Below are 13,847 nucleotides of genomic sequence, written 5' to 3' on the forward strand. Positions count from 1 at the left end.
CTAGCGGCGAAGTTTGCGAGTGATTGATGTGACGAGAGATTCAAGGCCGATTGCTCGGCGGAAGCGGTAGATGAGAGCTAAGTAGAGGGGGATAAGAAGCAAGGCATAGGCAGCTAAGGCTAGCAGGCTCTGCCCCCAGATGAACACCGTGGCAGCTGCCCCCAGCCCAGGTGCCAGAGCTGCCAGGAGCATCACCGGTAGCACCTCACCGAGGCGCGGGCGGATGCCCAGCTTGCCGTAGACCTGGGCAGTAGCTAGACCGCAGTCGGTCAGGACGGCTGCCGCCCAAGCAGTTGCTGCACCGGTAAGACCCCAGAGCGGTATAAGCGTTAGGTTCAGTACAAGCGCCACCGCGAGAGCCGACAGCTTGTTGTAGAGCTGCCAGCGGGCGCGTCCGCTCATGAGCAGAACCGACTGCACCCCGCCTGCTGCCATCTGCACCAGCATGGCAGCCCCGATGATGTAGAAAAGTGGGGCACCAGCGCTAAAACCATCGCCGAAGAACCCCAAAAGCACCGGGCCGAAGGCAGCGAGGGTGATGAAGAAAGGCCAGCCAACAGCAATGAGAATACGGGTAGCTGAGACAAAAATCTGGCGGGCCCGAGCCTGGTCACCGGTAGCGATAGCGGCAGAGATATCGGGGCCGGTCACCACACGGGCGGTGTGCTCCACCATGGCCCCCACCCGCACACAGCGGTTGACAGCCCCGTAGACGCCGCTGGCAGCAGGCCCCAGGAAGAGACCGATCAACAACACGTCAATCCATTCGAGGAGAGCTTCGACCATGGCTGAGACGCCGCGAGCTGAGCTAAAAGCCCAGAAAGAGCGGGCAGACTCAGGCGCGGCTACAGCGGTAGGGGGCACCTGCTCAACCGCCAGGTGCTTGGCCTGGTAAGTGGGAATGTCCTCCTGCTGGGGCATATATTTCCGTACCCACAGTGCTGCCACCGCAAAAACCACCAGCAAGGGCAGAGCCCAGGCAAGGGCCAGGTAAGCGATAGCGCCCGAGAAAGCTACAGCCAGGAGCACAGCCCCGATACGCAGGGTCGGTAGCAGGGCTGACTGCAAGAAAGTGAACTCAACCGTATGCCCCAGCCCGCGCAGGGCACCAAAGCACAGGGTCATCCAAGCCGCTACCACCACAAAGGGGGCAGAGACGAGAACCGCGGCGCGGACGTCCGCCCCCAGATTCGGGGTCACAGCTGGCAGCGCACAGAGCAGGGCCCCTAGAGCTAGCACCAGGGCAATGACGGTTGCCGGGCCGACAGCAAAACGCATGAGCTGGGGCAGGCTAGAGTAACGGCCCACGGCGCGCTGAGCGCTCATGGTACGCACCAAGCCGGTGTCGGCCCCAAAAACGCAGAGAGAGGTAGCAATCGCAAAGAAAGCCATGACCTGGAAGAAGGCGCCAGCCCCGGCCTGCCCCACCCCATTAGAAACAATCAGGGTAGCTACAAAAGCCGCGGCAGAACCGTACATCACATAGAGCGATGAAAAAGCACCGCTACGCGCAAGTGACCTAGCCATCAGAGCCCCTCCCCGTACATACGGGAGCGCATCATCAGGGCAACCGATAGCATCAGCACGGTCAGCTGGATAACGTCAAAAGAGTAGAAGAAAACCACAGCCAGAGCAGCGACAATCACCGAGTGCACCCACATACCGGTAATCGAGGCGATATTCCAGGTGTTGATCAAAACCGAGACCACATAGAGCAGGAAAAGCCCCAACCCTACAAACCCAAAGCAGAACATCAGCGCCCAGACCTGACCCTGGGTACCCATCGACACACCCACACTGTCGGCCATCTTCGAGGTGCCGTAACCCACCAGCGGAGAGCGCAGGGTGTACTCAAAGGTCAGCTCGTAGAGCGAAGCGCGGCCACCGGTAGAGTCAGAATACTCCTGACGGCCCAAAATATCCTCGACAGCACCAGAAACTAGCAGGTAGGTCACCACGCCAACGCCCAGCACCGCACCGATACCGAGCGCCCGCCAGTCACCCTTGAGTAGGAGCCGGAAGAGCACATAGGCAAAAGCTGACCCCAGACCAATAAACATACCCCGGTTAGAAGTAGCCACAGCAGGCACCAGCGACAGAGCCACCGCAAAACCCAGCCCCAGCTGAATCTTCTTCGAGTGCACACCGGTCATCACCGCAAACACCACAGGGGTCAGCAGCGCGTAGGCCAGGCCCCAGGAGTTAGCGTAGGGGAAGGGCGCGGACGGGCGGATATAAGCCACCTCAGCGCCCCAGGGCCACTGCACCTCAGCCATCGGCGGAAGCACATAGTCCTTCACCAGCTCGTTATTGAGCAGGGCCCCCGGCAGGACGAAACTCATCGGGGTCGGCAGACGGAAATCGGGGAAGGCCAAGGCCAGGTACCCCAAAATCACCACCGTGAACCAAATCGTCAGCAGCCCACCCAGCATGATGTGGTTGGGAATGCGCTCGCGGGCATTGAAGAAGTAGAGCGTGTAGATACCCACGTTAAAGATATTCATGTAGCGCTGGAACCAGCCCAGGAACTCTGAAGCGGTATCAACCGAAACCACACAGATAAGGCCCCAGAACATCAGAGCGAACCAGATCCACATGGTGGAGTGCACCAGCACATGGCGGCGCATGACCATGAGCACAATCATCGATGCTGCAAGAAGGGTAGGCGCAAACTGCATCATGCCCATGGCCCACACGAGTGGGAAGCCGTAGAGCAGAACCAGAATGGGCCAGGCAGGCAGGGGAGCTCCTGCGGTAGGAGCAACAGCAGATAAAAACCTGTTGTGCCTGTGAGTCGGGGTAAGCACGGTCATGGGGCTAGAGGCCTCGACCGGTCTTATTCACAGCCGCCAAAAGTGCAGAGGGGCTCACCAGACCCAGGGCAACAGGCAACGCAGCCCAGGCTCGTAGCTGCGCGGGATCACGGCGCAGCGTAGCTCGTACATAGGCAAGAGCCAGCTTTTTATTCCCCAGCGCAGCGTGAATAAAAGCAATCTGCCCCGATATGCGGGCAAGACCCTTGGGGTCGCATTCAAACTCGGGGAACTTACGCAGCAGGTAGGTGAGACCCGCGGCCATGTTCTCCCACTTGCCAGCAAAGAAGGACGGGCGATCCCACAGAATCAGTACCAGCGGCTTTTCGACCGAGTAGATATCACCGAACTTGGTGGCGCGCAGAAGAAGGTCGTAGTCCTCACCGTAGGCAGCCGGGAGGTCCTCGTCAACGAGCCCCACGCGTCCTAACAAATCTGAGCGGCGGTAGAGCATCGCCGAGGGGTGGATTTCGGTGATGCGGGACCGGAGAAAATCAGCAAAGGTGGCGCGGGCGGGAGCTAAACGGTCAATATCTTTACCGCCAGAGCGCACCCGGATACCCGAAGAAATTGCAATTGCCTGCGGGGCACGCTGCCAGAGCTCTAGCTGGTCAGCGAGCTTGGTCGGAAGCCAGTAATCATCGTCGTCGCAGAAGCCAAGAATGTCTCCGGCAGCAGCTTCAATACCGGTGTTACGGCCACCGGCTAGACCCTGGGGGCGGGTATTAGGGATAGTGCGCAAGGAGCGGTTCTCAGGAATCTGAAGATCTGCCAGCGGGTCAATCTCAACGTGGTCAAAGACCACCAGCACCTCAACCGGGCCGGTATAAGTCTGTTCGAAAAGAGCGGTAACCGCGGTACGCAGAAGCTCAGGACGCTTGCCGTTCGTGGCGATAATGACGGAAACACTCTGCATTAGGCACCTACCGGCTGAGCGAGGGTAACAAATTTACGGCGCATGGAAAGCAACACGGTGGCAGCATTGGCAGCAAAGAGCAGGCCATAGACCAGCACGAAGCCAAGACCTGTGCCCCAGAAGATAAAAATCCAGCAGAAGGTACCGGCATCCATGTGCAGGTTGACGAAAGAACGGAGGGTGCCCCCGGTTGCAGGGGCAGCAGTACCCCGATTATTGCGTAGCTGTTCAGCCAAAATCTGGCTCATGAAATGCCCCGTGACCAGTACCGTAAAGGCAAGAGGAAGCCACCATAGCTGCCAGCCGGTTACGGGGAAGGCCTGCGGGTACTTGATGAAGCCCACCAGAATTGTCAGATGCATCGCGGGAGTACGCATAGCGTCAACCACGTGGTCGAGCCACTCGCCAGCAGGGGAGGACGCCCCCGTAACGCGAGCAACCTGACCGTCCGCCGAATCCAGAGCGTAGCCCAGCGCGAACAGCAGAGCTACCCCCACACCCAGTAAGAGAGAAGGCGGGAAGAAAATCATCAAGAGCATACCCAACACAGAAACGGTGGCGCTGAGAGCTGTGACCCCGTTGGGGCCAAGACCAATCTTGACCGCAGCCGCAGCAAAGATACGGGCAACACGGCGGTTGACCCAGCGAGTATAGGCGGGCACCCCGACCCCGGACTTCTGGGCAGAATTCAGTTGCGTCAGTGTTTCCCTAAACCCACGGGGGGCCAAAGTGCGAGTGCTAGTCATAAACCCTAGTTAATCCTTGAAAGTGTGTGCGAGATAGGCGTGGCACTGGGCCATAAGCAGAGCTGCCACCGTGCGAATGTCAGGAGCTCACCCGAGAGAAACACGCCCGAGTACTTAATTTTAGGTGAACAACTGTGCCAGCCATAGGTGAAAACTAGCCCACAAAACTATGACCTTCAATATGTTCTTACCCTAGATCCGCCGACTCATCCTGTCGGGGTGAATACCGGCGTCCGCCTCTGCCGTCTTGAAGAAAAAGACGTGGCCCGTGCTCATCGAGCACGGGCCACAGACTCTTACCAGCAGGTATATGCCTTACTTAGTGCGCAGAACAGCTTCCATATCGAAGGTAGCGCTCTCGGAGCGACGGTAAGAGTGAACCTCAACAGCAATCACATTCTTACCCTGGTTCAGCTGGCTAGCAGGCACAACCACAGTAATCGGGGTTGCCTTGGCCAGTGAGTAGGGAACAGCCTTCCGCGCCGGGGTGTTGGGAGCTGCGTTAGCCATCAGGTTGGTGCGGTTGACCTCGCGACCGTTGACGTAGATAGCGAGACCATCATCGGCGTAGGTGGTCAGTACCAGCTCCTGGTTGGCCTGGGGAGTCAGCTGCATCTCCTTGCGTAGGAACATCGACATAGGCTGATTGTAGTAGGCGAACTGGACGCGGTTTGCCAGTGAGAATTCGCCCCAACCGATGGAGGTCGGTGCAACGTACCACTGACGGGCGGTGTTATAGGCGTAGTTGGTGTTACGCCAGGTCTTGTCGTATTCGTTGGTGAGTACGAAAGCGATATCCCAGTTATCGCCCGAGGCAACAACCTTCTGATCTGCAGGCTTGACCGGTTCAACCGGAGCAACAGGCTCAGCGGGAGCGGGGTTTTCCTCAACTACCGGGGGAACCGGCTCCTCAGTGATTTCTTCAATGGGCTTCACATTCGGGTTATCGGGCTGAGTGGGGGCCTCAGTGGTGGGTTCTGCGGTAGGCTCTGCGGTGGGCTCAGCTGGAGCTTCGGTGGTGGGCTCAGCAGTAGGCTCAGCCGGAGCTTCGGTTGTGGGTTCAGCAGTCGGCTCAGCAGGTGCTTCGGTGGTGGGCTCTACCGTGGGCTCAGGAGTGGGCTGAGGCTTAGCCGCTACAGCGACCGGGGTAGAAGCAGAGACGTTACCGGCAGCATCGGAGACGCGGACGAAGTAGCGAGCGTCTTCGGTGGTGGGCAGCTTGTAGCTGGTGTCCGCCGTTGAAGCAATCACGCGGTTATCGCGCAGAATCTGGTAGGTGACACCGCGCTCAGAAACACCGGTCCATGACAGGGTATCGGTGGTTCCGTCGGTGGTGACGGAGAGGTTGGACGCGGTAGCCGGAGCAGTAGAATCAGCGGGCGCGTAGCGGGCGAAACCGACAGTCTGCTGCACACCGTTGTAGCCCAGGGAGCGGGTGATATCGCCGCCAACCCAGAGGGTGCCGGTGGAGTCGGTGAAGGACGCCCAGATACCGTGACCGCGCTGGCCCTGCAGGCTGGGATTGAACTGGGGCAGAATCTCGCCGGTCTGGGCATCAAATGCAGAAATCAGACGGATGGTGTTCACACCGCTGTAAGTGGGTGCGTTCCACGGATTGTCGTGGGTGGTTGCACCGTAGTAAATCCAGTCGCCACAGTGGCAGGCGGCGTAGAGCACGTTATTGCTATCGAGTGATAGGTCCTGGAAGTCGCCGCCGCTCTTGGTGATAGCAGTGGTCAGACGGTTGCTTAGATTGGACTTATCGTACTGGGCAACGAGATGTTCAGCACCCGCAGTCCAGATAGTTGATCCGGCATCCTGCACATCGAACTGGAAGCCATCGCGATGGGTGGGGTTGGTGGCACGGTGAGACAGGGTCCACTCCCAGTTCTGGGCTGCCTTGCCGTCGGTGGTGTTGATGTAGGCCAGCTTCCATGCACGCTGGTCGTTGAGGGTTGAGAAGTAGCCGGCGATAGCGACACCCTCATCGCTTGCCGAAACACCGTTGACGGTACCGTTGGTCACGGGGCGCCAGGACCAGTCAACCGAGTTGTCGTTCAGACGGAAACGGGCGATGTTCTTGGAGTAGGCGTAGGTATCTGAGGTGGCACCCTTAACGTGGGTGAAGTTACCGCCGATGTAGACATAGTTGCCCTGCACATCGATAGCTTTGACGAAGGAGGTGCCGCTGGCGTTGCGGTTGACAACGTCCCAGCCCAGTGAGGTGTCGGTTGCACCGGTGACGGGGTCCAGAATGACAAAGCCGTTAGAGGGTTGACCGTTGACCCGGGTGAACTCGCCACCAACTGCCAGTTTGCCGTTAGGGAGGGGTGAAATAGCCTTGACCTGGCCGTTGAGCTGGGGAGCGAAGGAACGAACCAGCTCGCCGGTATTGACGTTGTAGCCAGCGATGAACTTCTGCTGTACCTTCTCGCCGGTGGTGGCGTTTTCGACAAAGGCGAAGTCGCCGCCGGTGTAGACGGTATCACCCAGCTGGTTAATGGCCTGGACGCGGGTGTTCAGCTCACTGGTGGAACCGGTGCCGCTGTTAGCGCTGGTACGCCAAGTGACGCGGGATGAGAAGCTAGCGGGCAGCGCACGTTCGGTAGCTGCTGCGGTACCGCTATCTGCGATGTCGGTCAGGTTCAGGTCAGCCTGGGTAAGTTTGGGGCGGACGAAAACCTGGGTGAAGGGGATACCGTAGCCGGTACCGCGAGGGCCCCACAGGTAGGAGGCGGCGGTATCGGTGCCCTGGACGTTGCGACCAAAGGCGAAGCCAATCTTCCAGGACTGGTTGCTTCGGCCGTAGAAGTTGTTGGAGTAGTAGTAGTCGTTATCGTTGGAGATACGGTTGACTGAGGTGGCTACGGATCGGTCAGCGCCCAGCGAAGGGTCATTATCGTAGCGGATGCTTTCCCAGGGGTGGTAGGCAGAGAGGGTCCACGACCAGTTTTCAGTCTTGGTGCGCTTGGCGTACATGTTCTGCCAGGCGGTGCCGGCGGCATTACCCGCGCGGTAGAAGCGCACGCCGTCCTCAAGGTCCTGTACCTTGGTGTCGCCCAGCAGGGCGTCCACGGTGGAGGAGGGAAGCTGGACAGGGGAGAAGGCATCGGTGCCGTCGGGGTTGGTTGCCAGCTCGCGGGGGTCGCCCTTACCGGCGTAGTCCTCGCTCCAGCCTTCACGGCCGCGGCCAATCATGACCCAGCCACCGCCGTTGGTTTCCTGGTCACAGTAGAACTGGGCGGGGGCGTCCATTTCGTCGGTCCAGAGCCAGTAGGCGCCGGACTTGGATTCGGGGTCGTTCTGCTTGATTTCCCAGCAGGACGCCGCTGCGGTTTCGGTAGTGAGACCGTTGGCTACATACTCGTTGGTTGCAATAGCACCGGGGATGACGGAGACGCCAACGCCCAGGGCAACCGCACCAACGGCGATCTTAGTAAACAGTGAGGGTTTTTTCATGTGTGTTTAGCAATCTGCGTTGTTGGGGAAGTCGTGGGAAGCAATCTTCCATTCCCCGTTGTTTTCGACCAGAGTAAAAATGTTGAGTGAGCGGGGGAACTGGTTGGAACTGACGGTGTTACCCGCAGCATCTACAACTTTGACTCCCGAGGAATCGAGGCAGACTTCCATGATTTTGGCTGCCTGGCCGTTGTACTCACCATCGGCGATGCGGGGGGTGCCCACGACGGTTGAGGTTCCCTCAACATGCCAGCCTGACTGGGCGTACTCGGTTGCGGTAGCAAGGTACTGGTCAAGGGCTGTGCCGGTGGCTGCTGCTTCAAGCTGCGCTGTGGTTTCTGCAGAGACGTAGCTATCAACCGCGTTTTCGTTGGCTTGAACGCTTTCGGTATCGCTGGAAATTTCTTCCCCGGTGCTGTTTGCATCGCTGGACCCGGTAGCTGGTTCAATTCCGCCGAGCGCCCCTTGGATAGCGGTGTAGAGCTGTTCGGTGGTTTGAACTTCTTCGGTGTCTACAGCGGCTTCGCTCGCTTCAGCGAGGGCTTCGGAACCCGCGAAGTTTTCGGTGAGCGTTTCACCGGCGCTATTTGTTGCGGTTGCTGCTGCAGAGGCTGAGCTTGAAGCGCTTTCGGAGCTGCTAGCGTTGCTGTCGGATGAGCCGCAGGCCGCCAGGGCCAGGGTTGCACTGGCGCACAGGGCAAGGACGCCGGTGCGCAGGCTGGGCGCGCGCAGGGCAGCAGAGAGGGGTGTCCCTAATTGTTTCATTAAGTCCCTAAAAGTTGTGGTGCGTGGTGGGGTAAAGCTCGCTGGTGCTCCGTGCGAAAGGAGTGGGGTTTTGCCAGAGTGCTTTACCGGTCATCTCATACTACCGGTTGGTCCTCGGGTGGGTTAATAGCCTTAGGCGGAAAAGATGGGGTTACTCGGTAGTAACTTATGGGGACAAGAATGGTTTTCCTCGAAAATACTATTGGTGTTTATCACACTTGTATTAGTTATTTTCTTGAATAGAGGTTTCTACCGTCTTAGCGGTTTAGCCCTTAGGGTAGTGAAGATGCCTGTGGGATAATGGAGCCTGCACCAACCGGCCTTACCCCAGGGGAGCGAAGATGTCACTGAGCGGCCTTGCCCAAGCCCTCACCCACGAGCCCAGCTATACCGCAATCATCACCCAGGCAGGTGCAGACCCCAAAGCCCGCCTCGATGAATTTCTGATTGGCTCTCCTGACGGGGCCAGGCCCTTTCTGCTTGCCGGTATAGCCCAGCAACTTGCCACCCAGACCGAGCCGACCCCGCCCGTCCTGCTAGCTGTCACCGCTACCGACCGCGAGGCTGAAGATACCGTCACCGCCCTAGAATCGGTGCTAGAGCCTGGGCAGGCCCAGCTCTTCCCGGCCTGGGAAACGCTGCCCCATGAGCGTCTCTCCCCGCGAAGCGATACCGTGGGCCAGCGCCTAGCGGTCTTGCGCGCCCTCGCCGAGGGGGGTGCGTCCGCTCCCCGGGTGCTCGTTGCCCCTATCCGCTCGGTGCTACAGCCCCTGGTCGCAGGTCTCGAAAAAATGCAGCCGGTGACCCTGCGGGTCGGCGAAGAACAAGACTTTGATGCCCTGATTAAATCTCTCGCATCGGCCGCCTATTCCCGCGTTGACCTGGTGTCAAAGCGCGGAGAATTTGCCGTACGCGGCGGTATTATCGATATTTTCTCACCGACCGCTGCCCACCCTGCCCGCATTGAATTCTTTGGGGACGAGGTTGAAAATATCCGCTGGTTCTCGGTTGCTGACCAGCGTACTTTACCCGGCAAAGACCACCCTACCGAGCTATTAGCCCCTCCCTGCCGCGAACTCCTGATTACCCCTGCTGTGATGAGCCGGGCTGCCCGACTCAAAGGTTCCTTCCCCGGAGCTGCCGCCATGCTCGAAAAAATTGCCGGTGGTATTTATGTTGAGGGCATGGAGTCCCTGATTCCCCTGCTGGTTGACGATATGGTGACCCTGCTCGACCACCTGCCCCCGGGGTCCCTGCCCCTTATTATCGAGCCGGAAAAGGTACGCTCCCGCGCAACCGACCTGGTTGCCACCAACGAGGAGTTCCTGCTGGCGGCCTGGGATTCTGTCACCGACACAACGGACGCCCCCATCGACCTGGGTGCCAACGGCCCCGATGGTCTGAGTGCCGGTAGCTTCCGCACCATTGCCGCCCTGCGAGAAACCGCCCTCGCGAAAGGCTTGGGCTGGTGGGCTATGACGGCCCTCGGCGTCGATGATGCTATCGATGACGGGATTGACTCGGTCCAGTTGGCTGCCCGCGCCCCCCATACCTACTCGGGCAACGTGACCGAGCTGCTGACCGAAGTTGGGAAGAAGGTAAAGGACGGCTGGCGGATTACCGTGGTGACCGACGGGCCCGGCCCGCTCACCCGCCTGCTTGACCTTTTCCAGGAAGCCGAGATACCGGCGTCCCGCGTGGACAGCCTGACGAACCTGCCTGAGCCGGGCCTCATCGAGATGACCACCGCCTCCATGGGGCGAGGCTTCATGATGGACGGCGAAAAGCTGGGTCTGCTGACCGAGGCAGATATTCTGGGCCGCACCAGCCCCTACGCCACCCGTGACCTGCGTAGCGGCAAGCTGCCCGTGCGCCGCCGCAAGAACGCGGTCGACCCCATGAGCCTGTCAGCCGGTGACTACGTGGTGCACGAGCAGCACGGTATCGGCCAGTTCGTTGAACTGATCCAGCGCCCTATCGCAGGGGCCACCGTGACTCCGGGCCAGCCCAAGCCCATGAAGGAATATCTGGTTCTGGAATACGCCCCCTCGAAGCGGGGCGGGCCCAAGGACCGCCTTTTCGTGCCCTCCGACCAGCTGGACCAGGTCTCAAACTATGTGGGCGGCGATGCCCCGGTACTCTCAAAGATGGGTGGCTCCGACTGGGCTAAAACCAAGTCCAAGGCCCGAAAAGCCGTTAAAGAAATCGCAGCTGACTTGATCAAACTTTACTCAGCCCGCCAGGCCTCCCGCGGTTATGCCTTCGGGCCCGACACCCCCTGGCAACGGGAACTCGAAGAGGCCTTCCCCTATAACGAGACTCCCGACCAGCTCTCCGCCATCAACGAGGTCAAGGCCGACATGGAGAAGGAAATCCCCATGGACCGCCTCATCTCAGGCGATGTGGGCTACGGCAAGACCGAAATCGCCGTGCGTGCTGCCTTCAAAGCTGTGCAGGACGGCAAACAGGTGGCCGTCCTCGTCCCCACCACCCTGCTGGCCCAGCAGCACTACGAGACTTTTACCGAGCGTTTCTCGGGCTTCCCGGTCTCCATCAAGGTGCTCTCCCGCTTCCAGAAGGCTAAGGAGTCAGCTGAAATCGCTGAGGGCATTAAGAACGGGTCGGTCGATGTGGTCGTCGGTACCCACCGCATACTTTCCGAGTCGGTGGACTGGAAGGACCTGGGCCTGGTCATTATCGATGAGGAACAGCGCTTTGGCGTTGAGCACAAGGAAAAGCTCAAAACCATGCGCACCAACGTGGACGTGCTGGCCATGAGTGCTACTCCCATCCCGCGAACCCTGGAGATGTCCCTAACCGGCATCCGCGAGACGTCCACCCTTGCCACCCCGCCCGAGGAACGTCACCCCGTCCTCACCTTTGTCGGCCCCCGCACCGACAAGCAAATTACCGCCGCCATCCGCCGCGAACTTATGCGAGAGGGGCAGGTCTTTGTAGTGCACAACCGGGTCTCAACCATAGAAGAGACCGCCAACGAGATTCAAAAACTCGTTCCCGAGGCCCGCATCGCGGTGGCCCACGGGCGCATGAGCGAATCCCGCCTTGAAAAAATCATCGTGGACTTCTGGGAACGTAAGTTCGACGTGCTGGTCTCGACCACCATCGTCGAAACCGGCCTGGATATCTCAAACGCCAACACCCTGATTGTGGACCAAGCCCAGAATTACGGCCTGTCCCAGCTCCACCAGCTGCGCGGACGCGTGGGGCGCGGCCGCGAGCGCGCCTACGCCTACTTCCTTTACCCGGCTGAGAAGGTGCTGACCGAGGTCGCCCATGAGCGTCTGAAGGCGGTGGCGACCCACAACGAACTGGGCGCCGGTATGCGCTTGGCCATGAAGGACCTAGAAATTCGCGGTGCCGGTAACCTGCTGGGCGGTGAACAGTCGGGCCATATCGCCGGTGTTGGCTTTGACCTCTACCTGCGCCTGGTGGGGGAGGCCGTGGCTAACTTCCAGCACGGGGAGAAGGAAGAAGCTCCCGCTGAGATTAAGGTCGATCTGCCGGTCAACGCCCACATGCCGCACGACTACGTGAGTTCAGAGCGCCTGCGCCTGTCTGCCTATCGGCAGATTGCCCAGGCCCAGACCGCTGAAGAACTGGCAGAGGCCCGCGAGGAGCTGGTCGACCGATACGGCACCCCGCCTGCCCCGGTTGAAAACCTGTTCAAGGTTGCAGCGCTTCGCCAGCGCGCTCGCGCTGTGGGGCTGAGCGAAATCGTGGCGATGGGCCCCAAGGTGCGCTTTTTCCCGGTCAATGACCTGCCGGAGTCCCGCCAGATGCGCCTAGACCGCATGTACCCGGGTGCCCAGTACCGTCAGATTCCGGGTACCGAGAACTGGCAGATTCTGGTGCCCCGCCCCAAGACGTCCGCTGTTGGGGGTAAAGACCTGGTGGATGATGCCATGGTGGAGTGGACCGAGCAGTTCATCCATGCCATCTTCGAGGCCGGCGTCGCCGGTTCATAACGAGGCAGGCAGAAACAAGGGGCGGCCCACCTGAATAGGTGGGCCGCCCCTTGCTGTGAGCAGCGTGCTTCTCTTTACTTGAGTGAGAGCTCAGTGCCGCTGGTGCGAGCCTTTTCGTTGGTCTTCGACGGCAGGAACCACAGGGGGATGATGAAGGTGACGCCGTAGAGCAGTACAGCTACGGTCCACCAGCCCCAGCCGCCCTCGGGGTACATGCCCAGGGTGTAGAGGCAGCCCAGCAGGAGTACGAAGCAGAGAACGAAGAGGGCGATGTTTGAGCCCAGCTCCTTGGTGCCTGAGTACTGGGGGGTGCCGTTGCGTGAGGGGGCGCCGTTGGCCTGAGTCTGTGACATGGGGAAGTCCTTTTCGTGTGTGTACTTTATTACTCAGTATAGGTGCTGCCTCAGCGGTTCGCACCATATGACGGAGAAGAACCTGGCTTAGTAGCCGCCCTCTGCTGCTTCGCCGGCGCCGATGATGGCGATGCCCTTTGAAGCGCCGATGCGGGTGGCGCCTGCTTCAATCATGGCGAGGGCCTCTTCGCGGGTGCGGACGCCACCCGAGGCCTTCACGCCCAGGTCAGGTCCAACGGTGGCGCGCATCAGGGCGATATCTTCGACGGTTGCGCCGGAGGACGAGTAGCCGGTGGAGGTCTTGACGAAGTCGGCACCGGCTTCAACGGAGGCCTGGCAGGCCAGAACCTTCTGGTCGTCGGTTAGCTCGGAGGTCTCAATGATGACCTTGAGCAGGGCACCGCCGGCGTGGGTAGCCTCGGCGACGGCCTTGATATCTGCCACCAGGGCGTCCTTCTTACCTGCGCGGGCGTCGGCGATGTTGATGACCATATCGACCTCACGGGCACCGGCCTCAACGGCGGTCTTAGCTTCAAAAGCCTTGACCTCGGTGGCGGAAGCACCGAAGGGGAAGCCCACAACCACGCAGGGGACAGACGCAGACCCGGCCAGTTCCTCAGCCAGCACGGGGGCCCAGACGGGGTTGGCACAGACGGAGGCGAAGCCGTACTGCTTGGCTTCGGCACAGAGGCGGCGGACGTCAGCCTCTGACGCGGAGGGGGCCAGGATGGTGTGGTCAATCATGGCAGCCAGTTCGGCTGCTGAAAGTTCGAGAGTCATAGTGTTTCTTCCTTGAAATCTTGGTTTGT

9 protein-coding genes are annotated in these 13,847 nt (G+C 60.0%); 1 reads left to right on the plus strand and 8 read right to left on the minus strand.

Annotation, left to right across the window (positions count from 1 at the left end; translation table 11 throughout):
- The 6 genes from ACED88_RS00235 to ACED88_RS00260 all read right to left on the minus strand — a co-directional run bounded on the left by ACED88_RS00235 (window position 1) and on the right by ACED88_RS00260 (window position 8,699).
- Complete coding sequence (locus tag ACED88_RS00235; RefSeq protein WP_449108176.1) at window positions 1–1,527, minus strand: lipopolysaccharide biosynthesis protein; 1,527 nt, start codon at window positions 1,525–1,527, stop codon at window positions 1–3.
- A complete protein-coding gene (locus ACED88_RS00240) occupies window positions 1,527–2,813 on the minus strand; it encodes an O-antigen ligase family protein (protein WP_449108177.1) in 1,287 nt (428 codons plus the stop codon). Before ACED88_RS00240 ends, ACED88_RS00235 begins: the two co-directional genes overlap by 1 nt.
- Before the next feature lie 4 nt (window positions 2,814–2,817).
- On the minus strand, window positions 2,818–3,729 hold the full coding sequence (locus tag ACED88_RS00245) for a glycosyltransferase family 2 protein (protein WP_449108178.1): 912 nt from the start codon (window positions 3,727–3,729) through the stop codon (window positions 2,818–2,820).
- Window positions 3,729–4,391, minus strand: coding sequence for a CDP-alcohol phosphatidyltransferase family protein (locus ACED88_RS00250; RefSeq protein WP_449108394.1), 663 nt, complete (start codon window positions 4,389–4,391; stop codon window positions 3,729–3,731). Before ACED88_RS00250 ends, ACED88_RS00245 begins: the two co-directional genes overlap by 1 nt.
- Window positions 4,392–4,790: 399 nt before the next feature.
- Window positions 4,791–7,934, minus strand: coding sequence for a fibrinogen-like YCDxxxxGGGW domain-containing protein (locus tag ACED88_RS00255; protein WP_449108395.1), 3,144 nt, complete (start codon window positions 7,932–7,934; stop codon window positions 4,791–4,793).
- 6 nt (window positions 7,935–7,940) lie between these two features.
- Window positions 7,941–8,699, minus strand: coding sequence for a hypothetical protein (locus tag ACED88_RS00260; RefSeq protein WP_449108396.1), 759 nt, complete (start codon window positions 8,697–8,699; stop codon window positions 7,941–7,943).
- 341 nt (window positions 8,700–9,040) lie between these two features.
- Here ACED88_RS00260 and mfd point away from each other — a divergent pair, with 341 nt between their 5' ends.
- Window positions 9,041–12,685, plus strand: a complete 3,645-nt coding sequence (gene mfd, locus ACED88_RS00265) for a transcription-repair coupling factor (RefSeq protein WP_449108397.1) — start codon at window positions 9,041–9,043, stop codon at window positions 12,683–12,685.
- Window positions 12,686–12,759: 74 nt separating this feature from the next.
- On the opposite strand, the gene ACED88_RS00270 is transcribed toward mfd, so the two are convergent.
- Window positions 12,760–13,038: a hypothetical protein gene (locus tag ACED88_RS00270; RefSeq protein ID WP_449108398.1), complete on the minus strand. Its 279-nt coding sequence runs from the start codon at window positions 13,036–13,038 to the stop codon at window positions 12,760–12,762.
- 87 nt (window positions 13,039–13,125) lie between these two features.
- Window positions 13,126–13,818 carry a deoxyribose-phosphate aldolase gene (gene deoC / locus ACED88_RS00275; protein ID WP_185173361.1) on the minus strand — a complete coding sequence of 231 codons (693 nt, stop codon included), beginning with the start codon at window positions 13,816–13,818 and terminating at the stop codon, window positions 13,126–13,128.
- Window positions 13,819–13,847: the final 29 nt, after the last annotated feature.

The sequence above is a fragment of the Rothia sp. 11273D007AR genome (assembly GCF_053547255.1).

Excerpts from the sequence above, each read along its gene's own strand:
- ACED88_RS00255 (WP_449108395.1), bottom strand. The coding sequence starts at position 7,934 with ATGAAAAAACCCTCACTGTTTACTAAGATCGCCGTTGGTGCGGTTGCC.
- ACED88_RS00270 (WP_449108398.1), bottom strand. The coding sequence starts at position 13,038 with ATGTCACAGACTCAGGCCAACGGCGCCCCCTCACGCAACGGCACCCCC.
- ACED88_RS00235 (WP_449108176.1), bottom strand. The coding sequence starts at position 1,527 with ATGGCTAGGTCACTTGCGCGTAGCGGTGCTTTTTCATCGCTCTATGTG.
- ACED88_RS00240 (WP_449108177.1), bottom strand. The coding sequence starts at position 2,813 with ATGACCGTGCTTACCCCGACTCACAGGCACAACAGGTTTTTATCTGCT.
- deoC (WP_185173361.1), bottom strand. The coding sequence starts at position 13,818 with ATGACTCTCGAACTTTCAGCAGCCGAACTGGCTGCCATGATTGACCAC.
- mfd (WP_449108397.1), top strand. The coding sequence starts at position 9,041 with ATGTCACTGAGCGGCCTTGCCCAAGCCCTCACCCACGAGCCCAGCTAT.
- ACED88_RS00260 (WP_449108396.1), bottom strand. The coding sequence starts at position 8,699 with ATGAAACAATTAGGGACACCCCTCTCTGCTGCCCTGCGCGCGCCCAGC.
- ACED88_RS00245 (WP_449108178.1), bottom strand. The coding sequence starts at position 3,729 with ATGCAGAGTGTTTCCGTCATTATCGCCACGAACGGCAAGCGTCCTGAG.